Annotated in this window: 22 protein-coding genes and 1 tRNA gene; 13 read left to right on the top strand and 10 right to left on the bottom strand. The window is 71.1% G+C overall.

The genetic code is table 11. The features are described from left to right. Positions 1-295: 295 nt before the first annotated feature. From paaA to ACIPRD_RS29445, 5 genes are read left to right on the top strand one after another with little or no spacing between them, the layout of a single operon-like run. Positions 296-1,315, top strand: coding sequence for a 1,2-phenylacetyl-CoA epoxidase subunit PaaA (gene paaA, locus ACIPRD_RS29465; RefSeq protein ID WP_356401997.1), 1,020 nt, complete (start codon positions 296-298; stop codon positions 1,313-1,315). Continuing rightward, positions 1,312-1,599, top strand: a complete 288-nt coding sequence (paaB, locus tag ACIPRD_RS29460) for a 1,2-phenylacetyl-CoA epoxidase subunit PaaB (protein ID WP_356401999.1) — start codon at positions 1,312-1,314, stop codon at positions 1,597-1,599. Before paaA ends, paaB begins: the two co-directional genes overlap by 4 nt. Next, positions 1,596-2,315 (top strand): 1,2-phenylacetyl-CoA epoxidase subunit PaaC, encoded by a 720-nt coding sequence (gene paaC / locus ACIPRD_RS29455; RefSeq protein ID WP_356402002.1) that lies wholly within the window; start codon positions 1,596-1,598, stop codon positions 2,313-2,315. Before paaB ends, paaC begins: the two co-directional genes overlap by 4 nt. Further along, the gene (gene paaD / locus ACIPRD_RS29450) at positions 2,309-2,896 is read left to right on the top strand and encodes a 1,2-phenylacetyl-CoA epoxidase subunit PaaD (protein ID WP_356402004.1); all 588 of its coding nucleotides are present in this window, start codon (positions 2,309-2,311) and stop codon (positions 2,894-2,896) included. The genes paaC and paaD overlap by 7 nt, the downstream gene beginning before the upstream one ends. Next, complete coding sequence (locus ACIPRD_RS29445) at positions 2,896-3,963, top strand: 2Fe-2S iron-sulfur cluster-binding protein (protein ID WP_356402006.1); 1,068 nt, start codon at positions 2,896-2,898, stop codon at positions 3,961-3,963. The genes paaD and ACIPRD_RS29445 overlap by 1 nt, the downstream gene beginning before the upstream one ends. A gap of 160 nt (positions 3,964-4,123) precedes the next feature. On the opposite strand, the gene ACIPRD_RS29440 is transcribed toward ACIPRD_RS29445, so the two are convergent. The 4 genes from ACIPRD_RS29440 to ACIPRD_RS29425 form a co-directional block, all read right to left on the bottom strand. Beyond that, positions 4,124-4,471, bottom strand: a complete 348-nt coding sequence (locus ACIPRD_RS29440) for a rhodanese-like domain-containing protein (RefSeq protein WP_356402008.1) — start codon at positions 4,469-4,471, stop codon at positions 4,124-4,126. 30 nt (positions 4,472-4,501) lie between these two features. Next, a complete protein-coding gene (locus ACIPRD_RS29435; protein WP_356402010.1) occupies positions 4,502-5,314 on the bottom strand; it encodes a hypothetical protein in 813 nt (270 codons plus the stop codon). Between the two features lie 304 nt (positions 5,315-5,618). Continuing rightward, positions 5,619-7,049, bottom strand: coding sequence for a DUF2252 domain-containing protein (locus tag ACIPRD_RS29430; protein WP_401567391.1), 1,431 nt, complete (start codon positions 7,047-7,049; stop codon positions 5,619-5,621). A 459-nt stretch (positions 7,050-7,508) separates the two neighbouring features. Further along, positions 7,509-7,592, bottom strand: a tRNA-Leu gene (locus ACIPRD_RS29425). A 683-nt stretch (positions 7,593-8,275) separates the two neighbouring features. Here ACIPRD_RS29425 and ACIPRD_RS29420 point away from each other — a divergent pair. The 6 genes from ACIPRD_RS29420 to pknB all read left to right on the top strand — a co-directional run bounded on the left by ACIPRD_RS29420 (position 8,276) and on the right by pknB (position 16,769). Further along, a complete protein-coding gene (locus tag ACIPRD_RS29420) occupies positions 8,276-9,115 on the top strand; it encodes a DUF3662 and FHA domain-containing protein (RefSeq protein WP_356402014.1) in 840 nt (279 codons plus the stop codon). Positions 9,116-9,125: 10 nt separating this feature from the next. Beyond that, positions 9,126-9,668, top strand: coding sequence for an FHA domain-containing protein (locus ACIPRD_RS29415; protein WP_356402016.1), 543 nt, complete (start codon positions 9,126-9,128; stop codon positions 9,666-9,668). Between the two features lie 140 nt (positions 9,669-9,808). Then, positions 9,809-11,365 carry a Stp1/IreP family PP2C-type Ser/Thr phosphatase gene (locus tag ACIPRD_RS29410; protein ID WP_356402018.1) on the top strand — a complete coding sequence of 519 codons (1,557 nt, stop codon included), beginning with the start codon at positions 9,809-9,811 and terminating at the stop codon, positions 11,363-11,365. A 27-nt stretch (positions 11,366-11,392) separates the two neighbouring features. Beyond that, entirely contained in the window at positions 11,393-12,865 is a 1,473-nt protein-coding gene (locus tag ACIPRD_RS29405) for an FtsW/RodA/SpoVE family cell cycle protein (RefSeq protein WP_356402020.1), read from the top strand. Between the two features lie 265 nt (positions 12,866-13,130). Next, positions 13,131-14,606: a peptidoglycan D,D-transpeptidase FtsI family protein gene (locus ACIPRD_RS29400; protein WP_401567388.1), complete on the top strand. Its 1,476-nt coding sequence runs from the start codon at positions 13,131-13,133 to the stop codon at positions 14,604-14,606. 171 nt (positions 14,607-14,777) lie between these two features. Beyond that, entirely contained in the window at positions 14,778-16,769 is a 1,992-nt protein-coding gene (gene pknB / locus ACIPRD_RS29395; protein ID WP_356402024.1) for a Stk1 family PASTA domain-containing Ser/Thr kinase, read from the top strand. 68 nt (positions 16,770-16,837) lie between these two features. On the opposite strand, the gene ACIPRD_RS29390 is transcribed toward pknB, so the two are convergent. The 4 genes from ACIPRD_RS29390 to ACIPRD_RS29375 form a co-directional block, all read right to left on the bottom strand. Then, the gene (locus tag ACIPRD_RS29390) at positions 16,838-17,590 is read right to left on the bottom strand and encodes a class E sortase (RefSeq protein WP_401567384.1); all 753 of its coding nucleotides are present in this window, start codon (positions 17,588-17,590) and stop codon (positions 16,838-16,840) included. Positions 17,591-17,602: 12 nt separating this feature from the next. Next, positions 17,603-18,748, bottom strand: coding sequence for a class E sortase (locus ACIPRD_RS29385; RefSeq protein ID WP_356402028.1), 1,146 nt, complete (start codon positions 18,746-18,748; stop codon positions 17,603-17,605). Further along, positions 18,745-19,386: an aminodeoxychorismate/anthranilate synthase component II gene (locus ACIPRD_RS29380; protein WP_356402030.1), complete on the bottom strand. Its 642-nt coding sequence runs from the start codon at positions 19,384-19,386 to the stop codon at positions 18,745-18,747. Before ACIPRD_RS29380 ends, ACIPRD_RS29385 begins: the two co-directional genes overlap by 4 nt. A 265-nt stretch (positions 19,387-19,651) precedes the next feature. Then, positions 19,652-20,440: a DUF881 domain-containing protein gene (locus ACIPRD_RS29375; protein WP_356402032.1), complete on the bottom strand. Its 789-nt coding sequence runs from the start codon at positions 20,438-20,440 to the stop codon at positions 19,652-19,654. Positions 20,441-20,592: 152 nt separating this feature from the next. Between ACIPRD_RS29375 and crgA the strand changes: the two genes are divergently transcribed. Further along, positions 20,593-20,847, top strand: coding sequence for a cell division protein CrgA (gene crgA, locus ACIPRD_RS29370; protein WP_356402034.1), 255 nt, complete (start codon positions 20,593-20,595; stop codon positions 20,845-20,847). Positions 20,848-21,139: 292 nt separating this feature from the next. Here crgA and ACIPRD_RS29365 read toward each other — a convergent pair whose 3' ends face one another. Both ACIPRD_RS29365 and ACIPRD_RS29360 read right to left on the bottom strand, forming a co-directional pair. After that, positions 21,140-22,051, bottom strand: coding sequence for a rhomboid family intramembrane serine protease (locus ACIPRD_RS29365; protein ID WP_401567380.1), 912 nt, complete (start codon positions 22,049-22,051; stop codon positions 21,140-21,142). A gap of 113 nt (positions 22,052-22,164) precedes the next feature. Beyond that, the gene (locus ACIPRD_RS29360) at positions 22,165-22,722 is read right to left on the bottom strand and encodes a peptidylprolyl isomerase (RefSeq protein WP_401567378.1); all 558 of its coding nucleotides are present in this window, start codon (positions 22,720-22,722) and stop codon (positions 22,165-22,167) included. Between the two features lie 260 nt (positions 22,723-22,982). Here ACIPRD_RS29360 and ACIPRD_RS29355 point away from each other — a divergent pair, with 260 nt between their 5' ends. Next, a complete protein-coding gene (locus tag ACIPRD_RS29355; RefSeq protein WP_356402041.1) occupies positions 22,983-23,714 on the top strand; it encodes a DUF5324 family protein in 732 nt (243 codons plus the stop codon). The last annotated feature ends 5 nt before the right edge of the window (positions 23,715-23,719 follow it).

The raw sequence follows: 23,719 nt of genomic DNA, 5'->3' as shown, positions 1-23,719 counted from the left end.
CACGAACGCCTCTTGGACGGCGCCCGGACGGAACGGTACTCAGCTGAGCCCGCCGGGCGCAGCCCCGGGTACGGCCCCGACGGCCCCCGGAGCCGGTGTCCTCGCCGCGGCGCGCGGTTCTCACGCCCCCGGCACGGTGGGTCGTCCACAGGCGCTCAGCGGTGTCCGGCGCGTCGCCGTCGGGGTTGTCCACAGCGGTTGACACCCGGTGGCGGCCCGGCACACCATTGATGCGCACGGACCGAACGATCGGTCGGGACCAGTCCCACGCAGAGCCCGAGGTCAGGGGGACCGCATGGCCACAGCAGCCGCGCCCGGCACCGCCCGCACACCGGTGGACGAGGCGCCGGGCACCGCCGGCGACACGGCCGCCCACCAGCACGCCTTCGACACGGCCGTCGCCGCCGACGAGCGCATCGAGCCACGCGACTGGATGCCCGACGCCTATCGCGCGTCCCTCGTCCGGCAGATCGCGCAGCACGCGCACTCGGAGATCATCGGCATGCAGCCGGAGGCCAACTGGATCACCCGGGCGCCCAGCCTGCGCCGCAAGGCGATCCTGATGGCCAAGGTCCAGGACGAGGCCGGCCACGGCCTGTACCTGTACAGCGCCGCCGAGACCCTCGGCACCGGCCGCGACGAGCTGCTCGACAAGCTGCACAGCGGCCGCCAGAAGTACTCCTCGATCTTCAACTACCCCACGCTGACCTGGGCCGACGTCGGCGCGATCGGCTGGCTGGTGGACGGCGCCGCGATCACCAACCAGGTCCCGCTGTGCCGCTGCTCCTACGGCCCGTACGCGCGCGCCATGGTGCGGATCTGCAAGGAGGAATCCTTCCACCAGCGCCAGGGCTACGAGTTGCTGCTCGCCCTCAGCAACGGCACCCCTGAGCAGCACGCGATGGCTCAGGACGCCGTGGACCGCTGGTGGTGGCCCTCGCTGATGATGTTCGGCCCGCCGGACGACGCGTCGCAGCACTCCGCTCAGTCGATGGAATGGAAGATCAAGCGCCACTCCAACGACGAACTGCGCCAGCGCTTCGTCGACATCGCCGTCCCCCAGGCCGAGTCCCTGGGCCTCACCCTCCCCGACCCGGACCTGCGGTGGAACGAGGAGCGCGAGCACTACGACTTCGGGGCGATCGACTGGACGGAGTTCTGGGAGGTCCTCAAGGGCAACGGCCCGTGCAACGAACAGCGGATCACCCAGCGCCGGCGCGCGCACGACGAGGGCGCCTGGGTCAGGGAGGCCGCCGCGGCCTACGCGGCGAAGCACACCGGGACCGCCGGTGCGACCGGAGAGAGGCGAGCATGACGAACACCGACTGGCCCCTGTGGGAGGTCTTCGTGCGCTCGCGCCGCGGCCTGTCCCACACCCACGCCGGCAGCCTGCACGCCCCCGACGCGGAGCTGGCCCTGCGCAACGCCCGTGACCTGTACACCCGGCGCGGCGAGGGCGTCTCGATCTGGGTCGTCCCGGCCGCCGCCGTCACCGCCTCCTCGCCCGACGAGAAGGACCCCTTCTTCGAGCCGGCCGGCGACAAGCCCTACCGGCACCCGACCTTCTACGACATCCCGGAAGGGGTGAAGCACCTGTGACCGCGACCGTCCCCGCGACCGCCGCGCTCGCTCTCGGCGACGACGCCCTGGTGCTCTCCCACCGCCTGGGCGAGTGGGCCGGGCACGCCCCCGTGCTGGAGGAGGAGGTCGCACTCGCCAACATCGCCCTCGACCTGCTCGGCCAGGCCCGCGTCCTGCTGTCCATGGCCGGCGACGAGGACGAACTGGCCTACCTCCGCGAGGAACGCGCCTTCCGCAACCTCCAGCTGGTCGAGCAGCCGAACGGCGACTTCGCCCACACCATCGCCCGCCAGCTGTACTTCTCCACCTTCCAGCACCTGATGTACGACGGACTCGCCGCCGGGTCGGGCCCGTTCGCCCCGCTGGCCGCGAAGGCCGTCAAGGAGGTCGCCTACCACCGCGACCACGCCGAGCAGTGGACCCTCCGGCTCGGCGACGGCACCGCCGAGAGCGGACGGCGGATGCAGCGGGCCTGCGACGCGCTGTGGCGGTTCACCGGCGAGATGTTCCAGCCCGTGGAGGGCCTGGACGTCGACCTCCAGGACATCGGGAGCCGTTGGACGGAGTCCGTGACGGACGTGCTCGGCCGGGCCGGCCTGACCGTGCCCGAGGGTCCGCGCACCGGTGCCTGGACCGCGGGGGCCGGCCGCCAGGGCGTGCACACCGAGCCCTTCGGCCGGATGATCGCCGAGATGCAGCACCTGCACCGCAGCCACCCGGGGGCGTCATGGTGACGGCCACCGCCCTGGAGGCCGAACTGCTGGAGCTGGCCGGTTCGGTGCCCGACCCCGAGCTGCCCGTGCTCACCCTCCAGGAGCTCGGCGTCCTGCGCGCGGTCCGCGTCGGTGACACCGGCGCGGTCGAGGTCGACCTGACCCCGACCTACACCGGCTGCCCGGCCGTGGAGGCGATGAGCCTGGACATCGAGCGGGCGCTGCACGCCCGCGGCATACGCGACGTCACCGTCCGCACGGTGCTCGCACCCGCCTGGTCGACCGACGACATCACCCCCGAAGGCCGCCGCAAGCTCGCGGAGTTCGGCATCGCCCCGCCGCGTGAGCGGCACGGCACCGGGCCGGTCACGCTCTCCCTGGGCCCGACCCGCACGGGCCCCGCGCGTACCGGCACCGCGCTTACTGGCACCGCGCACGCCGGCGCCGGAACAGCCGCGGAGGCGGAGGCGGACCCCGTCCGCTGCCCGCACTGCGGTTCCGCGGACACCGAGCTGCTGAGCAGGTTCTCCTCCACCGCCTGCAAGGCCCTGCGCCGCTGCCTCGCCTGCCGTGAACCTTTCGACCACTTCAAGGAGTTGTGATGGCGCGCTTCCACCCGCTCCCGGTGGCCGCGGTCGAGCGGCTCACCGACGACTCCGTCGCCCTCACCCTCGCCGTCCCGCCCGGGCTGCGCGAGGAGTACCGGCACGCGCCCGGCCAGCACCTCACCCTGCGGCGGCGCGACGTGGACGGCACCGAGATACGGCGCACCTACTCGATCTGCTCCCCGGCCCCCGACCCGGCGGGCGAGGGCCCCGGCACGCTGCGGGTGGGCGTGCGGCTCGTCGACGGCGGCGCCTTCTCGACGTACGCGCTGAAGGAGATCGGTGTCGGCGACGAGCTGGAGGTGATGACCCCGGCCGGCCGCTTCACCCTGGAGCCCGCGCCGGGGCGGTACGCGGCGGTCGTCGGCGGCAGCGGCATCACCCCGGTGCTGTCGATCGTCGCGACGCTGCTGGCGCGGGAGCCGGAGGCCCGGTTCTGCCTGATCCGCGCCGACCGCACGGCGGCCTCGACGATGTTCCTGGAGGAGGTCGCGGATCTGAAGGACCGGTATCCGCAGCGCCTGCAGCTGGTGACCGTGCTCTCCCGGGAGGAACAGCAGGCGGGCCTGCCGTCCGGGCGGCTGGACCGGGAGCGGCTCGCGGGACTGCTGCCCGCGCTGCTTCCGGTGGACCAGGTGGCCGGGTGGTTCCTGTGCGGTCCGTACGGACTGGTGGAGGGCGCGGAGAAGGCACTGCGCGGGCTGGGTGTGGACCGTACCCGGATCCACCAGGAGATCTTCCACGTGGACGGTGGCCAGGCGCCGGCGGCCACCGGGCAGGCTCCCGCGCACAGCACGGTCACCGCCCGGCTCGACGGGCGCGGCGGGACCTGGCCGGTCCAGGACGGCGAGTCGCTGCTCGACACGGTCCTGCGCAACCGGCCCGACGCCCCCTACGCCTGCAAGGGCGGAGTCTGCGGCACCTGCCGGGCCTTCCTCGTCTCCGGCGAGGTCCGCATGGACCGCAACTTCGCGCTGGAGACGGAGGAAACGGAGGCCGGGTACGTGCTGGCGTGCCAGTCGCACCCGGTGACGGAGGCGGTGGAGCTGGACTTCGACCGCTGAGGCCCCGCCCGCCGGGACACCGGCCCCGGCGCGCGGGGAAGCCGCGGCTGCCGCGCACCGGCAGCCGCCTGGGCCGGAGGCCGCCCGCCGTCGGCAGACAGCCCGACGGCTCGCGGCGCCCCGCGACGTCCCTCGGCGCCCGCAGCGCCCCCGGTGTCCGCTAGCTGACGAAGCCGGGCTGCCCGTCGTCCGTGACCACGGGGCGGCCGGCGGTCTGCCAGGCCTGCATGCCGCCGTCGACGTTCACGGCGTCCACGCCCTGCTGGGCCAGGTACATCGTGACCTGGGCCGAGCGGCCGCCGGAACGGCAGATGACGTTGACCGGGCCGTCCTGCGGGGCGGCCTCGAGCAGCTCGCCGTACCGGGCGACGAACTCGCTCATCGGGATGTGCAGCGCGCCCTCGGCATGACCTGCCTGCCACTCGTCGTCCTCACGGACGTCCAGCAGGAAGTCGTCGTCCTTGAGGCCCGTGACCTCGACCGTGGGGACACCAGATCCGAAATTCATGTCTCCGACGCTACCCGACGCGGGCCGCGCTCACCCGAGCCCGTGCAGGCCGGCCAGATCGGTCTCGCGCTGGTGGATGTCGAGGAGCAGCTGCCCGGCGATCTGGTCCAGCAGGCTGTCGGGGTCGTCCGGGGCGAGCCGCAGCATCCCGGCGATCGCGCCGTTCTCCAGCTCGCGGGCGACCATCGTGAGCAGCTCCTTGCGCTCGGACAGCCACTCCAGGCGGGCGTACAGCTCCTCGCTGGGGCTCGGGGGCCGCTCGGGCAGCACCGGGCCCGCCGCCCACTCCGCGGCCAGCTCCTTCAGCAGGGCCACATCGCCGCGCGCGTAGGCGGAGTTGACCCGGGTGATGAACTCCTCGCGCCGCAGCCGTTCCTTCTCCTCCTGGGCGAGGTCGGGGTGGGCGCTGCGGGCCAGCTCGCGGTAGAGCTTGCGGGCCTCCTCACCGGGGCGGACCCGCTGGGGCGGCCGTACGGCCTGCTCGGTGAGCATCGCGGCGGCCTCCGGGAACAGGCCGTGGCCGTCCATCCAGCCGTGCAGCAGTTCCTCGACGCCGGGTATCGGCTGGACGCGGGCGCGGGCCTCCTCGGCCCGCCGGATGTCCTCGGGATCACCGCTGCGGGCGGCTCTCGCCTCGGCGATCTCGGCGTCCAGTTCCTCGATGCGGGAGTAGAGCGGGCCGAGTTTCTGATCGTGCAGCCGGGAGAAGTTCTCGACCTCGACTCGGAAGGTCTCGACAGCGATCTCGAACTCGATCAACGCCTGCTCGGCGGCACGTACGGCCTGTTCCAGCCGTTCCTCGGGCCGTGGTGCCTGGGACTGCTCAGCTTCCGGGGTCGTCACCCGACCAGCCTAGGCCACGGCCGGAACCCGACGGCCGTTCCGGACGCACTCGACAACCTTGATCCACATCGACGGAACTGCCCGAACACCCCGCACCTGGCATAACGGTGCCGCGCCGCGCCCGCGCCCGCCGGTCCGACCCTCGACCCGCCGCTGCCCCACCACGCCCACACTCGCCCGGCCGACCCCCGACCCACCGGTGCCCCACCACACCCACGCCCACCCCGGCAGCCCCCGACCCGCCGATGCAGCAGCGCGCTCGCACGGGGCCGCCCGGCGGCACCGGCCCGCCGGGGCCGCCGCCTCACACGCCCGGCTCGGCCGCGATCCGTCCGGAGCGGACGGCGGCGACGAGCTGTGCGTGGTCGGCCTCGGTGCGGTCGGCGTAGGCGACGGCGAAGGCGGCCGTCGCCGCGTCCAGTTCCTCGTTCTTGCCGCAGTAGCCGGCGATCAGGCCGGGGTCGGCACTGTGGGCGTGGGCACGGGCGAGCAGGGCGCCGGTCATCCGGCCGTAGTCGTCGATCTGGTCGGCGGCGAGGGCGGCCGGGTCGACGCTGCCCTTGCGGTTGCGGAACTGCCGTACCTGGAAGGGCCGTCCGTCGACCGTCGTCCAGCCCAGCAGATTGTCGCTGACGACCTGCATCTGCTTCTGTCCAAGGACCACGCGGCGCCCCTCGTGCTCCACCGCCACCGGCGCGAACCCGGCCGTGGCCAGGTGCGGGACCAGCGCGGAGGGGCGGGCCTCCTTCACCTGGAGCACCAGGGGCTCACCGCGGTGGTCGAGCAGGAGCACCACGTAGGACCGGGTGCCGACGCTGCCGGTGCCGACCACCCGGAAGGCGACGTCGTGCACGGCGTGCCGGGCCAGCAGCGGCAGTCGGTCGGCGGAGAGCGTCGTCAGGTAGGGGCCGAGGGAGTCGGCGACGGAGGCGGCCTCGGCGTCCGGGACGCGGCGCAGCACCGGGGGCGCGTCGACGAAGCGGCGCCCGCCGTCCGCCGTCCGCTCGGTGGACTTCGCGGCGAACCGGCCGCTGGTGTTGGCCCGTGCCTTCTCCGCGACCCGTTCCAGGGTGCCGAGCAGGTCGTGGGCGTCGGCGTGGGAGACCAGTTCCTCGTCGGCGATGGCGTTCCAGGCGTCCAGCACGGGGAGCCTGGCGAGCAGCCGCATGGTGCGCCGGTAGGCGCCGGCCGCGTCCGCGGCGGCGGCGCGGCAGGTCTCCTCATCGGCACCGGCCTCCCGGCCCGCCAGCACCAGTGAGGCGGCGAGCCGCTTGAGGTCCCACTCCCAGGGCCCGTGCACGGTCTCGTCGAAGTCGTTGAGGTCGATGACCAGACCGCCGCGGGCGTCGCCGTAGAGGCCGAAGTTGCCGGCGTGGGCGTCGCCGCATATCCGGGCGCCGATGCCGGTCGTGGGGGTGCGGGCCAGGTCGTACGCCATGAGGCCCGCCGAACCGCGCAGGAAGGCGAACGGGGTGGCCGCCATCCTGCCCACCCGGATCGGGGTCAGCGCGGCGACGCGGCCGGCGTTGGACTCCTCCACCGCCGCGACCGGGTCGGGGCGGGCGTCGTCCAGGTCGAGCAGGCGGTGGGACGCGCGCGGCACGGCGGTCCTGAGCGCCTTGCCCTCCCGCTTGGGCGAGCCGTGCCGGGGCCACCGGGCGAAGCCGCGTACACGGAATTCCCCGCGCCCCGCCCCGATCTCCGTCTCCGCGACTCCCGTACCGGCACCGGCCACCACAACCGCCTTTCCCGCGCCCGCGGACGCACGCACACGAACCCGTGCCGAACCGTAGCGCCGCTGGCAGGATCACGTCATGCCTGGTGGGCCCCGGCGGATCACGGGGCGGGACGCGCCCCGACCTGATCAAAGGCCTTGTCATTCAGGCAAGTTGGAAAGCCGGATCGGCCGCGATCCGGACGGGAGGACGCCGGACGCCCTCGCACCACCAGCCAACTCGGGCCAAAACCACAGAAGTTGATCATCTCCACGAGGCACACGCTCTGAGACCTTCCTCACAGGATCCGGGCGCGGGAACGACAGGAACCAGAGGTACGGAGCGAGGCGCCGAGCGAGGTCCGGAGGAACCGGAGAGGAGCGGGGCGCGGAAAAGAACCGGGAAGGCCCGGGAGACGAGCGTCACGCACGCAGACAAAAACAAGGGCGGCACCGCCTCAGCGATGCCGCCCTTTGTTGTGCGCGAGGGGGGAGTTGAACCCCCACGCCCTTGCGGGCACTGGAACCTGAATCCAGCGCGTCTGCCTATTCCGCCACCCGCGCATTGGGTGTGTCTTCCGGTTTTTCCCTTTCGGGCTGGCCCCTTCCGACATGCAGAACATTAGCACGTCGGACGGGGTGGATTCACATCCCTTCCCTCCGCACGGCAGCACCCGCCACCGCACCGCTCCTCACCCGTTCGCCACGCCCCGGCCCGGCCCCGTCCGCCACGGCCGGGCGCGGCCGTCCACCCCGGTCAGCCCGCACGGCCGCACCCCCGGCAGCATCCCCGTCCCCGCCCTCGCCCCTCTCCCGTTGCCCTTCGCCCTCCCTCGCCCTCCGCCGCCCTCCGCCGCCCTTCTCCCGCCCGATCCCCCTCGGCCACCGTCCGCTCCCCACGGCAGCCCCGCCCCTCGCCGCACTCGCCGCACCCCCGGCACTCCCGTCCCGCCGCATCCCACGACGTGTCCGTCCTGCACCTCACGACGTGCCCGTCCCGCACCCCGCGACGTGTCCGTCGCCACATCTCGAGGAAAGCTGGTTCACGTATCAACCTCGTACCGGTCCAGGTCATCTCCCCATGAGGAGGTCCGGGCGCACCCCCGGGTGCGCGACACTGGGCTCGAACCGGTTCTACGATCCCTGGCAGAGTTCAAAGGGGAGCCACTCGGGGAACCGGCTGATTGCCGGGCGCGTAGATACGATCAGTAGGCACGGCAGAACGGCCACGACGGAGGAGGTGCCCCATGGGAGTCCTGAAGAAGTTCGAGCAACGTCTCGAAGGTCTGGTCAACGGCACCTTCGCCAAGGTGTTCAAGTCCGAGGTCCAGCCCGTGGAGATCGCCGGCGCGCTGCAGCGCGAGTGCGACAACAACGCCACGATCTGGAACCGCGACCGCACGGTCGTACCCAACGACTTCATCGTGGAGCTGAGCGCGCCGGACTTCGAGCGCCTCAGCCCCTACTCCGGACAGCTCGGCGACGAGCTGGCCGGCATGGTGCGCGACTACGCCAAGCAGCAGCGCTACAGCTTCATGGGCCCGATCAAGGTCAATCTGGAGAAGGCCGAGGACCTGGACACCGGTCTGTACCGGGTGCGCAGCCGCACCCTGGCCGGCTCCAGCAGCCAGCAGGCCTCTCCGGAACCGTCCGGCAGGCCCGGACCCGCGGGAGGCGGCGCCCAGGGCGGATACGGCTATCCGCCCACCGGAGCGCCCCCCATGCCGTCCTCGCCGCCCCCCGGCGGCTACGGCTACCCGCAGCCCGCAGCCCAGCAGAGCGCGGCCGCCCCGACGGGCGGCGGACGCACCCGCTACTGGGTCGAGATCAACGGCGCCCGCCACCAGATCTCCCGCCCGACCCTGGTGCTGGGCCGCAGCACCGAGGCCGACGTGCGGATCGACGACCCCGGCGTCTCGCGCCGGCACTGTGAGATCCGGACCGGAACGCCCTCGACGATCCAGGATCTCGGCTCCACCAACGGCATCGTGGTGGACGGGCAGCACACCACCCGCGCTACGCTCCGCGACGGCTCGCGGATCGTCGTGGGCAGCACCACCATCATTTACCGGCAAGCCGAAGGGTGAAGCGGGGGCAATGTCAGAGCTGACCCTCACGGTCATGCGGCTGGGTTTCCTGGCCGTACTGTGGCTGTTCGTGATCGTGGCCGTGCAGGTCATCCGCAGCGATCTGTTCGGCACGCGTGTCACTCAGCGCGGGTCGCAGCGCGGAGCGCGCCGGGAAGCGGCACGGCCGCAGCCGGCCGCCCGGCAGCAGCAGGCCGCGCCTCCGCAGCAGCGCGGCCAGCAGCGCGCGCAGCAGGGCGGCGGCCGCCGCGGCCGCAACGCCCCCACCAAGCTGGTCGTCAGCGAGGGGATCCTGACCGGGACCACCGTGGCGCTCCAGGGCCAGACCATCACCCTGGGCCGCGCGCACGACTCCACGATCGTGCTGGACGACGACTACGCCTCCAGCCGCCATGCCAGGATCTACCCCGACCGCGACGGCCAGTGGATCGTCGAGGACCTCGGCTCCACCAACGGCACCTATCTGGACCGGTCCCGGCTGACGACCCCCACACCGATCCCGCTGGGCGCGCCGATCCGCATCGGCAAAACCGTCATCGAGCTGCGGAAGTAGTGCTACGTCATGAGTGAGCGCGAGCGGAGCGAGCACGCAACGGTGGGCCACACCCCGGCCCCCGGCGCGCTCCCGACCGGAGGGTGGGCAGTGTGGCTCGACACGACCGGCTGTACCCGGAGCCGACTGGCGAGGTGCGCATGAGCCTGTCACTGCGCTTCGCCGCCGGATCGCACAAGGGCATGATCCGTGAGGGCAACGAGGACTCCGGTTACGCCGGTCCCCGCCTCCTCGCCATCGCCGACGGCATGGGCGGCCAGGCGGCCGGCGAGGTCGCCTCCTCCGAGGTGATCTCCACCCTGGTCACGCTCGACGACGACGTGCCCGGCTCCGACATCCTCACCTCCCTCGGCCTCGCCGTGCAGCGGGCCAACGACCAGCTGCGCTCCATGGTCGAGGAGGACCCCCAGCTCGAGGGCATGGGCACCACGCTCACCGCCCTGCTGTGGACCGGACAGCGCCTCGGCCTCGTCCACGTCGGCGACTCGCGCGCCTACCTGCTGCGCGACGGCGCCCTCTCCCAGATCACCCAGGACCACACCTGGGTGCAGCGTCTGGTCGACGAGGGCCGGATCACCGAGGAAGAGGCCACCACCCACCCGCAGCGCTCCCTGCTCATGCGGGCGCTCGGCAGCGGCGACCACGTCGAGCCCGACCTGTCCATCCGCGAGGTCCGGGCCGGCGACCGCTACCTGATCTGCTCCGACGGCCTGTCCGGCGTCGTCTCCCACCAGACGATGGAGGAGACGCTCGCCAGCTACCAGGGCCCGCAGGAGACCGTGCAGGAGCTGATCCAGCTCGCCCTGCGCGGCGGCGGCCCCGACAACATCACCGTGATCGTCGCCGACGTCCTCGACCTGGACACCGGCGACACCCTCGCCGCGCAGCTCTCCGACACCCCGGTCGTGGTCGGCGCCGTCGCCGAGAACCAGAACCACCTGCACGACAACGGGATCATGCAGACCCCGGCCGGCCGCGCCTCCCACCTCGGCCGTCAGGGCCGCGGGCAGGGCGGCGGCGAGTTCGGTCCGCCCGGCTCCGGCGAAGCGGGCTACGCCCCCGACGACGGCTACGGCGGCTACGAGGACGGCGGCTTCACCAAGCCCCGCAAGGGCCGGGGATGGCTGAAGGGCACGCTGTACAGCGCGCTCGCCCTCGCGGTCGTCGGCGGCGGCCTCTACGGCGGCTACCGCTGGACCCAGACGCAGTACTACGTCGGCACCAACGGCGCGCACGTCGCCCTCTACCGCGGGATCGGCCAGAAGCTGGCCGGTGTCTCGCTGTCGAAGGTGGAGAAGGACCACCCCGAGATCGAACTCAAGTACCTGCCGGCCTACCAGCAGAAGCAGGTCAAGAACACGATCGCGGCGGGCGGACTGGACCAGGCCCGGACGAAGATCGACGCCCTGGCCCTCCAGGCCTCCGCGTGCCGCAAGCAGGCCGAACGCACGACCGCCGACCACGCGGCCGCGCAGACCAAGCCGAACGCCACGGCCGGCCAGGGCGGCAGAACCGCCCTCGCCACCGGAACCACGCGCACCGCGGCCACGTCCAAGGCGTCACCGACCCCGAATCCGTCGGCGTCCGGGGCGACCTCCTCGAAGTCCCCGACCCCGCCCTCGACCACCACGCCCAGGCCCGGCCCGAGCCTCTCCGCGGATGAGCAGAAGGTCGTCGAGCAGTGCGGCAAGCAGTGAGCAAGCCGTGAGAGGTCCCGTCACACGATGAGCAGTACAACGAACACGCCGACGCACCACACGTCCACGATCGGCTCCATCGGCGCACCGAGCCGCCGCAACACCGAGCTGGCCCTGCTGATCTTCGCGGTGGTCATCCCGGTGTTCGCCTACGCCAACGTGGGCCTCGCCCTCAACGACGAGGTGCCCACCGGTCTGCTGGGCTACGGCCTCGGGCTCGGCCTGCTGGCCGGTGTCGCGCACCTCGCGGTGCGCAGATTCGCCCCGTACGCCGACCCGCTGCTGCTGCCGCTGGCCACCCTGCTCAACGGACTCGGCCTGGTCTGCATCTGGCGCCTGGACCAGTCCAAGCTGCTGCAGTCCATCGGCCAGGCCGGCGGCAAGGCGACGAACCAGCTGATCTACACCGCGCTGGCCATCGCCCTGTTCGTCGTCGTGCTGATCTTCCTCAAGGACCACCGCACGCTCCAGCGCTACACCTACATCTCCATGGTGGTCGCGCTCGTCCTGCTGCTGCTCCCGCTGGTCCCGGGCCTCGGCGCGGACCTCACCTACGGCGCCAAGATCTGGATCAAGGTCGGCAGCTTCACCATCCAGCCGGGCGAGTTCGCCAAGATCATCCTGGCGGTGTTCTTCGCCGGCTACCTGATGGTCAAGCGCGACGCGCTCGCGCTCGCCAGCCGCCGCTTCATGGGCATCTACCTGCCGCGCGGCCGCGACCTCGGTCCGATCATCGTCGTCTGGATGATCTCGATCCTCATCCTCGTCTTCGAGACCGACCTCGGAACCTCGCTGCTGTTCTTCGGCATGTTCGTGATCATGCTGTACGTCGCCACCGAGCGGACCAGCTGGATCGTCTTCGGTCTGCTGATGTCCGCGGGCGGCGCCGTCGGCGTGGCCAGCTTCGAGCCGCACGTCCAGACCCGTGTCCAGGCCTGGCTCGACCCGATGCGCGAGTACAAGCTCAGCTTCACCGTCACCCACGACGGCATCCTCCACTCCCCGCAGGCACAGCAGGCCCTCTGGGCGTTCGGCTCCGGCGGCACCCTCGGCAGCGGCTGGGGCCAGGGCCACTCCGAGCTGATCCGGTTCGCCGCCAACTCCGACTTCATCCTCGCCACCTTCGGCGAGGAGCTGGGCCTCGCCGGCATCATGGCGATCCTGCTCATCTACGGCCTGATCGCCGAGCGCGGCGTGCGCACCGCCCTCGCCGCCCGCGACCCCTTCGGCAAGCTGCTCGCGATCGGCCTCTCGGGCGCCTTCGCCCTCCAGGTCTTCGTCGTCGCCGGCGGTGTCATGGGCCTCATCCCGCTGACCGGTATGACCATGCCGTTCCTCGCCTACGGCGGTTCCTCCGTCATCGCGAACTGGGCGCTCATCGGCATCCTGATCCGGATCAGCGACACCGCCCGGCGCCCCGCGCCCACGCCGGCCGCCAACCCCGACGCCGAGATGACCCAGATCGTGCGGCCCGGAGCCGGCGGCCCCGCCGAGGGATGACCGTGACCACCACCGGCGCACACCCGAGGACACGGCCGGACGGCCGTGTCCTCGCCGGCGGTACGGCGGCGGACACCCACCCGGCCGCGGCCCGCGCGAAGGCCGGCCGGCGACGCTCCCCGTACGGGCCCGCGGCCCCCGCCGACCCGTCCCCGGACACAGCCGCTGCCCCTAGACTGTGCCCGGCCGAGGACGAGCGCCAGCACCAGCACCACCGAAAGACTGAAGCGGCAGGTTCTCCTGTCAGCTTGTGGAAAGGCCGGACGTGAACAAGCCCCTGCGCCGCATCGCGATCTTCTGCGGACTCCTCGTCCTGGCACTGCTGATCCGCGCCAACTGGCTCCAGTACGCCCAGGCCGACAAGCTCCGCACCGACCCGTCCAACCGCCGTGTCGCCATCGAGCGCTACTCCTCCCCGCGCGGCGACATCATCGTCGACGGCAGCCCGATAACGGGATCGACGCTGAGCAAGGCCGGCGACTACAAGTTCAAGCGGACCTACAAGGACGGCCCCATGTGGGCCCCGGTCACCGGCTACTCCTCGCAGGCCTTCGACGCCAGCCAGATCGAGAAGATCGACGACGGCATCCTCACCGGCAACGACGACCGGCTGTTCTTCCGCAACACCCTCGACATGATCACCGGCAAGCCCAAGCAGGGCGGCAACGTGGTCACCACCCTCAACGCCGCCGCGCAGAAGGCCGCGTTCAGCGGTCTGAAGGCCCGCGGCGCCAAGGGAGCCGTCGTCGCCCTGGAGCCCTCCACCGGCAAGATCCTGGCGCTGGCCTCCTACCCGTCGTACGACCCCTCGTCGTTCTCCGGCGACCGCGACCACGACTCCGCCGCGTGGGCCAAGCTCCAGAAGCAGAACGACCCCTCCGACCCGATGCTGAACCGGGCGCTGCGCGAGACCTACCCGCCGGGCTCCACCTTCAAGGTGGTCACCGCCGCGGCCGCGCTGGAGAACGGCAAGTACACCTCGGCCGACCAGCCCACCGACTCGCCGGTGCCGTACATCATGCCGGGCACAACCCGGCCCCTAAACAACGAGGGCAGCATCTACTGCAAGAACGTCTCGATGCGTGAGGCACTCCGCCTTTCCTGCAACACCGTCTTCGGCAAGATCGGCGCCGACCTCGGCAACGACAAGATGCTCGCCGAGGCGAAGAAGTTCGGCTTCACCGCCGAGCAGTTCACCCCGGTCCGCTCCGCCGCCTCGGTGTTCTCCGACAAGATGAACAGCTCGCAGACCGCGCTGTCCTCCATCGGCCAGTTCAACACCGCCGCCACCCCGCTGCAGATGGCCATGGTCGCCTCCGCGGTCGCCGACGACGGCAAGCTGATGAAGCCCTACATGGTCGACGAGCTGCAGTCCTCCAACCTGGACCCGATCGAGCAGACCAAGCCCTCCGAACTCAGCCGCCCGCTGAGCCCGGAGAACGCCAAGATCCTCCAGTCGATGATGGAGACCGTGGTCGAGAAGGGCACGGGCACGAACGCCAAGATCCCGGGCACCGTCGTCGGCGGCAAGACGGGCACCGCCCAGCACGGCGTCGAGAACAGCGCCAACCCCTACGCGTGGTTCATCTCCTACGCCAAGCTCCCCGACGGCAGCTCGCCCGTCGCGGTCGCCGTGGTCATCGAGGACGACAACGCCAACCGCGGCGACATCTCCGGTGGCGGCCTCGCCGCCCCGATCGCGAAGAACGTGATGGAGGCGGTCATCAACTCCAAGAAGTGAGCCCGCTCACGTCACCTCCACATCGGTGCACGTTGCGATACCGGTCCTGTATCGGGTTACGGGCTTGGCCAGGTCATACAAACAGAGCCGGGTACGGTAGGCCCGGACGGCAGCCTCCGACCGCACAACACCGTGCCGGCCGGGACCGACGGAGAGGGCTGGTAGGTAGCTATGGAAGAGCCGCGTCGCCTAGGCGGCCGGTACGAGCTGGGCCACGTGCTCGGCCGTGGTGGCATGGCGGAGGTCTACCTCGCGCACGACACCCGGCTCGGACGCACCGTGGCGGTGAAGACGCTCCGCGCCGACCTCGCGCGTGATCCGTCCTTCCAGGCCCGGTTCCGCCGTGAGGCCCAGTCGGCCGCCTCGCTCAACCATCCCGCGATCGTCGCGGTCTACGACACGGGCGAGGACTACATCGACGGGGTCTCGATCCCGTACATCGTGATGGAGTACGTCGACGGCTCCACGCTCCGTGAGCTGCTCCACTCCGGCCGCAAGCTGCTGCCCGAGCGGACGCTGGAGATGACCATCGGCATCCTCCAGGCCCTGGAGTACTCGCACCGCGCGGGCATCGTCCACCGTGACATCAAGCCGGCCAACGTCATGCTGACGCGCAACGGCCAGGTCAAGGTCATGGACTTCGGCATCGCCCGCGCCATGGGCGACTCCGGCATGACCATGACCCAGACCGCGGCCGTCATCGGCACCGCCCAGTACCTCTCCCCGGAGCAGGCCAAGGGCGAGCAGGTCGACGCCCGCTCGGACCTGTACTCGACGGGCTGCCTCCTCTACGAGCTGCTGACCGTCCGTCCGCCCTTCGTCGGCGACTCCCCCGTGGCCGTGGCCTACCAGCACGTCCGCGAGGAGCCCCAGCCGCCGAGCGTGTTCGACCCCGAGATCACTCCCGAGATGGACGCCATCGTCCTCAAGGCACTGGTCAAGGACCCGAACTACCGCTACCAGTCCGCCGACGAGATGCGCCTGGACATCGAGGCCTGCCTCGACGGCCAGCCGGTCGCGGCGACCGCCACGATGAACTCGGTCGGCTACGTCGGCTACCCCGATGAACAGGCGACGACGGCCATGCGCCAGGAGCCGGGCGGCGGAGCGACGACGATGCTCCCGCCGATGAACCCCGACGACGGCGGCTACGGCTACGACGACCGACCCGGCCGGCGGCGCCCGCAGCAGCGGAAGAACAACACCTCCACGATCCTTCTCGTGGTCGCGGGCATCCTCGTCCTGGTCGGCGCGATCCTCATCGGCAAGTACGTGGTCAGCGGCCACAACACCGACGACAAGCCCTTCAAGGTCCCGAACTTCGTCGGCAGCAGCCTCGCGGACTCGCGGAAGATGGCCGACAACACCGGCCTCACCCTGGCCGACCCCACCCGCCGTCCCTGCGACGACCAGCCCAAGGGCAAGGTCTGCTCCCAGGACCCGGAAGTGGGCACGGACGTCAAGAAGGGCGACTCCATCTCCCTGGTGGTGTCGACCGGCGCGCCGAAGGTCGTCGTACCGAGTGTCGTGGGCCAGAGCTTCGACTCCGCCAAGACGCAGCTGGAGAGCAACAAGTACCAGTTCGACGTGGTCCAGAAGCAGCAGGTCTCCGCGGAGAAGCCCGGCACGGTCCTGGAGCAGAGCCTGCGCCTCGGCCAGGAGGTCGAGAAGGGCAGCAAGATCGTCCTCACGGTGGCCAAGGCCGAGGAACTGGTCACGGTCCCCGACGTCACCGGCCAGTCCTGTGACGACGCACGGGCCACGCTCCAGCAGAAGGGCCTCGCGCCGGCGGCGACCTGCACCCCCGACACGACGGTGACGGACCCCGCCCAGAACGGCAAGGTCACGGGCACCAACCCGGCGAAGGACCAGCAGGTCAAGAAGAACACGCCCGTCACGATCACCGTCGCCCAGGTGCAGGCCAACCAGCAGGTGCAGGTCCCGCAGCTCCAGGGCCACACGGTGAAGGAGGCCCGGGACATGCTCCAGTCCCTCGGTCTCCAGCTGGCCGTCCAGGGCTCGCAGGACGACAACGCCAGGATCCTGGTCGACTCGAACCCGCCCGCCGGCACCACGGTCGACAAGGGCACCACCGTCACCGTGGCCGCAGCGGGCGGCGGAGGCGGCAACGGCAACGGCGGCTTCTTCGGAGGCGGCGGCTGACATCCGGCCCACGCACCTCATGAAGTGAGCCCCTCCCGGGACCGTTCCGGGAGGGGCTCACTTCGTCGCTACCGAAGCTCCTTCGGCAAGGTGCGGTCGCTGTCGACCTTCTGGACGCGTTCGAGTTCGCCCCACACCACGTACCGGTAGCGGGAGGTGTAGACCGGGGTGCAGGTCGTCAGGGTGATGTAGTGGCCCGGCTCGTCCTTGCCGGACTCCTCGGGGACCTGGGAGATGACCTTGACGTCGTACTTCGAGGTCTCGGGGAGGATCGAGTAGACCTTGTAGACGTACCAGTCGTCCTTGGTCTCGAAGACGATCGGGTCGCCCTTCTCCAGCTTGTCGATGTTGTGGAACTTCGCGCCGTGACCGTCCCGGTGCGCGGCGAGGGTGAAGTTGCCCTTCTTGCCGGTCATCGGGAGGGCGGCCTTGACCGGGTCGGTGTAGTAGCCGGCCACGCCGTCGTCGAGCACGTCGGTGCCCGTGCCCTTCTCGACCAGCACCACGCCGTTGCGCATCGCGGGGACGTGCAGGAAGCCGATGCCTTCCTTGGTGTCGAGCGCGCCGGGCCCGGTGTCCGCGGGGTGGGCCCAGTGGTCGCGCACCCGGTCGGCCTGCCGGTCCGCCTTGCGGTCGGCTATGACGTTCGTCCACCACAGGGAGTAGACGACGAACAGGCCGAGCACCAGGCCCGCCGTGATGAGGAGTTCGCCGAGAACACTGATCGCGAGCGCGACGCGGCCGGGACGCCGGCGCGGTCCGGCCGGCGGCGCGCCGGAAGCGCCCGTGTGTTCTTCGGTGTCGTCGGCGGTCGCTGCCACGTCCCTCAGCCCCTACTCGATGAGCGCGTCCGGCTTGCCCTTGCTGCGCGGGCGTTCCTCGACCATCTTGCCCCAGACGATCAGCCGGTACTTGCTCGTGAACTCCGGCGTACAGGTGGTGAGGGTGATGTACCGGCCCGGCCGGGTGAAGCCGGACCCCCGCGGAATCGGCTCCAGCACACCGGTGTTGGAGGGCGGGGTCACCGGAAGCATCGAAGTCACCTTGTACACGAAGTACTTGTCCTGCGTCTCGACCACGACCGAGTCGCCGTTCACCAGCTTGTTGATGTAGCGGAACGGTTCACCGTGCGTGTTGCGGTGCGCGGCCAGCGCGAAGTTGCCGGTCTTGTCGTACGGCATCGCGGTCTTCAGCGCGCCTTCGCCGTAGTGCCCGACCATGCCCTTGTCGAGCACCTTCTCCTTGCTGATGCCCTCCGCGATCGGCGCGACCACGTCCAGCTTGGGGATGTGCAGGATCGCGAAGCCCTGCCCCGGCGCGAACACCCCCGGGGCCCGCTTGCCGCTCGCCCAGTCGTCCTGGAGCTGGTTCGTCTCGCTGCCGGCCTGCGCGTGCGCGCGCACGTTCGTCCACCACAGCTGGTAGGTGACGAACAGCAGCATCAGCACGCCGGTGGTGATGAAGACCTCGCCGATCGCCCGGCTCGCGATCACCGCCGCGCCCGGCTTGCGCAGCCGTTCCTGCCGCCGCGCCTCCACCCGGGACAGCGGCCGCTTCCCGGCGGCCCGCCCGGACTCCGCCGGCGGCGCCGCCTCGCGGGAGCCGCCATGACGCCCGCCGCCGCGCTTGGCGGCCTTTCTGCGGGCCGCGCGGCCCCCCGTCGCGCCCGCGTCCCCCGCGGCCCCGGAAGAGCCCGCAGAGGCCCGCCGGGAGCGCCTCGGCCCCTCGGGCGCCTCGGGCATCCGCAGCGCCATCGTCTCGTCGTCGCCCACGGCGGGCAGCGGGACACCCCCCGGCTCCTGGAACCGGTCGTCGTACGACGACGGCGCCCCCGCCTGCCCGTCCAGGGCGGGCATCAGCGCCGTCGGAGGTTCCCCCGCGCCCGCGAACGACGCATCGCCGTAGGACGGCGCATGGTCATAGGACCCGTACGGCACGTCGCCGTGGAAGTCCTCGCGCTCGGGGCGCAGTGCGGTCACGCCGTGGCCCTGCCCACCACCGGGGCGAGCCCCGCCGACCTCGCCACCGCACCCTCGTCACCGCACTCGGCCAGCCAGTTGGCCAGCATCCGGTGACCGTGCTCGGTCAGCACCGACTCGGGGTGGAACTGCACGCCCTCGACCGGGAGTTCACGGTGCCTGAGCCCCATGATGATCCCGTCCTCGGTCCGGGCCGTTACCTCCAGCTCCGCCGGGACGGTGGCCGGTTCGGCGGCCAGGGAGTGGTACCGGGTCGCCGTGAAGGGCGACGGGAGGCCGGCGAAGACGCCCCGGCCGCCGTGCGTGACGAGCGAGGTCTTGCCGTGCAGCAGTTCGGGCGCCCGGTCCACCACACCGCCGTAGGCGACCTGCATCGACTGCATCCCGAGGCACACCCCGAACACCGGGACCCCGGTCGCGGCGCAGTGGCGGACCATGTCCACGCACACCCCCGCCTCCTCCGGCGTGCCCGGACCGGGGGAGAGGAGCACCCCGTCGAAGCCGTCCTGCGCGTGCGCCGTCGACACCTCGTCGTTGCGCAGGACCTCGCACTCCGCACCCAGCTGGTACAGGTACTGGACGAGGTTGAAGACGAAGCTGTCGTAGTTGTCGACGACGAGAATCCGTGCACTGCTCACTGGTTGTCCACCGTCACATCGTTGAAGGGCAGCAGCGGTTCCGCCCACGGGAACACGTACTGGAACAGGACGTAGACGACGGCGAGGACGAGGACGAACGAGATCAGAGCCCTCACCCACGCGTTCCCCGGCAGATTCCGCCAGATCCAGCCGTACATGCCGTCCCTTCCGTTCCTCCACGGCACCTGACTCACGCCGTACCGCACCAGACTAACGGCGCCGGGCCCTTCGGTGGCCTGACTCCGGACAGCGGCGGAGACGGCCTTTACCCGGCCGGCTTCGCGTAGTGCAGATCGACCGTTCCGGTGTACCCCGGCAGCGTCACACTGCCGTCGTCGTCGACCTGCCAGCCGAGACCGTAGACGTTGACGTACACCATGTAGGTCTGGATCGCCTTGCTGTCCGCGAGCGCCTGCTTCAGCCGGTCCGGGTCGCCCACCGCGGTGATCTTGTAGGGCGGCGAGTAGACGCGGCCCTGGAGGATCAGGGTATTGCCGACGCAGCGCACCGCACTGGTCGAGATCAGCCGCTGGTCCATGACCTTGATCCCCTTGGCGCCGCCCTGCCACAGGGCGTTGACCACGGCCTGGAGGTCCTGCTGGTGGATCACCAGGTAGTCGGGCTGCGGCTCGGGATAGCCGGGGAGCTTGGCGGTGGCGTTCGGCGGGGCGTCGTTGAGGGTGACGGAGACCGCGCGGCCGGTGAGCTTCCGCGTACCGGCGCTCTTCTCCAGCCCGTCGAGCCGCCGGTCCTGGGCCCCGGTGCGGCCGTCGTCGCTCTCGGCGAGCGCGTCCACGTGTGCGCGCAGGGCGGCGTTGGACTCGTCCAGCCCCTTGTTCTTGCGGCTGCGCTCCTGGATCAGGTCGGACAGCTTCAGCAGGGAGCCGTCCTGACGGATGTCGGTGCCCTTGGCGGTGTCGAAGCTGGTGAAGAAGATGAGCCCGGCCAGGGCGAAGACGGCCACGGTGAGAATGCGCATCGGGGGGACACGCGGACCACGCGCGGGCGCGGAACCCATTGATCCCGTCCCTGGGGAGTCGGCAGAATTGCTCAACGTACCCTTATCTCCTTCGGCGCCGCGGAAGCACTACGCTAACGGACGCTTGGGGGAGCACTGAGTGTGCCCTTACTGTCCCCTTGTACGCTGCCCCGAGCCCGACCCAGTTACCTGCGCGGCCACGCAGCGCATCGACAGGAGAGACCCTCGTGCCGAAGTCACGTATCCGCAAGAAGGCCGACTACACGCCGCCCCCGGTGAAGCAGACGCAGACCGTCAAGCTCACCAACCGTGCCTGGGTCGCGCCGGTCATGCTGGCCATGTTCCTCATCGGTCTGGCGTGGATCGTCGTCTTCTACGTGACGGACGGTTCGCTGCCGATCGACAGCCTGGACAACTGGAACATCGTGGTCGGCTTCGGCTTCATCGCCGCCGGCTTCGGCGTCTCCACGCAGTGGAAGTAGCGCCGGGGACACCCTCGCGAGCGGGCGCCGTGGCACCTCTGCCCACGGCCCTCCGCTGAGTTATCCACAGGCCAGTGGTGATTTCCACAAACACCCTGGGGAAAAGACTACGATCTGTGGATAACTCATCGGCCGTTGACGCCGGTGTGACTGCCCTACCGGCCGCCCAGGCCCCTCAGCCCCCCGTCTGACCTGCGGAAACACATCCGAGCGACGGGGGGCACAGTTGTTCCCGCACACTGTGCACAAGATCCGGTACACACTGTGGACAGTGGTTCGGCAGCAGCTCCCTTCAGGCGAGCTGAGCGGTCCTCACGAGCGTGAGAACGGCCACGACGACCAGGACGAGCGCACAGGCTCCGTACTGGATCAGCGCCCGCCGCTCGCGCGGGGCGTGGACCATGGCGTACCCCACACCGACACCGGCGACCAGACCGCCGATGTGGGCCTGCCAGGCGATGTTCGGGACGCCGAAGGTGATGACCAGGTTGATCACCAGCAGGGCGATCACCGGCCGCATGTCGTAGTTCAGCCGGCGCATGAGGACGGCGGTGGCGCCGAACAGACCGAAGATCGCTCCGGAGGCCCCCAGCGAGGGCTGGTTGGGCGCCGCGAGCAGATAGGTCAGCGCGCCGCCGGCCAGACCCGAGGCGAGGTAGAGCGCGATGTACCGGGCGCGGCCGAGGGCGGCTTCCAGCGGCCCGCCGATCCACCACAGGCTGAGCATGTTGAACAGGATGTGGAGGTAGCCGCCGTGCAGGAACATCGACGTCAGCAGGCGGTAGTACTGGCCGTCCGCGACGCCCTGCGGCAGGTACGGCGAGTAGCGGGTGAGGGCGCTGCCGATCAGCTCGAACCGCTCGGTGAAGGTGGCGCCCACCGTCAGCTGCACGAGGAAGAGCACGGCGTTGACGCCGATGAGCAGCTTGGTGACCAGCCGGGGGTCCGCCGCCATGGTGCCGCCCGCGAGGGTGCGGGGACGGCTGTCGCCGAGGGGCGGGGCGGGCCGGGCCGCGCCGTGGTCCGTGGGGGTGCGGCCGCCGGCGCAGTCGGGGCACTGGAAGCCGACCGAGGCGCTGACCATGCACTCGGGGCAGATGGGGCGTTCGCACCGGGTGCAGCGCACACCGGTGTCGCGCTCCGGGTGCCGGTAGCACCCGGGCAGGCTCCGGGCGTCCTGGGCGCTGCCTGCGGGCTGCTCCATGAGGTCCCCTTGCTCGTCGTGGACTTTCCCCCGGAAATACCCCGCCCCGCTCATCCTTACGGACGAGCGGGGCGTTTGGTTCCCTGCGGGAGGATCCCGGGCGAGCCGGAGGGTCAGCGGTGCCGCTTCTCCGTGTCCACGGCGCCGCCGCGCTTCTCGACGACCACGGACTCGATCACGACGTCGTTCTCGGGCCGGTCGTTGCGGCCCGTGGGGACGGCGGCGATGGCGTCGACGACCTTCCGGCCGGCGGGGCCGGTGACCTCGCCGAAGATGGTGTGCTTGCGGTTGAGCCAGACGGTCGGGGAGACCGTGATGAAGAACTGCGAGCCATTGGTGCCCGGCCCGGCGTTCGCCATGGCCAGCAGGTACGGCTTGCCGAAGGACAGGTCGGGGTGGAACTCGTCGGCGAACTGGTAGCCGGGGTCGCCGAGGCCGGTGCCGAGCGGGTCGCCGCCCTGGATCATGAACCCGCTGATGACCCGGTGGAAGACCGTGCCGTCGTAGAGCTTGTCCTGACTCACCGCGCCGGTGCCGGGGTGCTTCCACTCACGCTCGCCCTGGGCGAGCTCGACGAAGTTCCTGACCGTGGCGGGCGCGTGGTTCGGGAACAGCTCGATCTCGATGTCGCCGTGGTTGGTCTTGAGGGTGGCATAGAGCCGCTCGGCCACGATCTGCCTTCCGTTGTCCTGCCGTGATCCCTCGATCCTCGCACGGTCCGCTCCGGCGGGCGCCCGACGGGCCGGGAGTCGGGGCGGGCCCGGGAATCACGGCGGACCGGGCGTCCCGGCGAGCGGGGCGAGGTCGGCCCTGGGCACCCGTATGCCCGTCCACGCATGCCGGTCGGGTCCGGGGCAGGCATGATCCGTTAAAGGGTGGAAAGACGGATTACCAGTCGAAATACCGTACGCCACCGTTGGAGGAGGATCCCGTGACCCGCATCGAAAGCGTGCGCGCCGCGACCGGCTCGGCGAAGGACAGCGTGCTGCACGCCGCGGAAGTGGTGGCGCCCTACGCCGACACCGCCAAGGAGCGTGCCGCGTACTACGCGCAGGAGGCGCGCGTACGGCTCGCGCCCGTGGTGTCCCAGGCCGCGGAGCAGGCCCGCGCACAGGCCCGTACGCAGTACGACTCCCGGCTCGCCCCGCGTCTGGAAGTGGCGCTTGCGCATGTGCCGCCCAAGGTGGACCTCGCCGCGCAGGAGGCCGCTGTCCTCACCCGTAAGGCTGCCCGGCAGGCGGCCGAGTACTCCCGTCCGAGGCTCGAGCACGCCATGGCGGCCGCCGTTCCGGTCCGGGACGAGGCCGCGGCCCGGGGAGCGGCCGCGCTGGCCGCGCTGCGCGGCAATGTCTCGGCGGAGGAGATCGAGCATCTGGCCCGGCGGAACAAGCGCCGGTGCGGCACGGGCCGCGCCCTGCGGTACCTGGCGGTGGCGGGCGTGCTGGCGGGCGTCGCCGTCGTGGCGTGGAAGTGGTGGGACAGGCAGGCCAACCCGGACTGGCTGGTGGAGCCGCCCGCGGCGACGGAGATGCCCGACGCGGACCGGCTGCGCTCGGTGGACGGGACCGGTTCGTCGGCGCTGGACCCCGAGGTGCAGGCCAAGCAGAACGACGACGAGAGCAGCACGAACGGCCGCGGTCGTGGCCGCGACGAGAACAGGTGAGACGA

It is taken from the genome of Streptomyces sp. NPDC090108 (genome assembly GCF_044747185.1).
GTDB lineage: Bacteria > Actinomycetota > Actinomycetes > Streptomycetales > Streptomycetaceae > Streptomyces.
The sequence above is the reverse complement of the archived record's forward strand: the minus strand, read 5'-3'. Positions and strand labels throughout refer to the sequence as shown.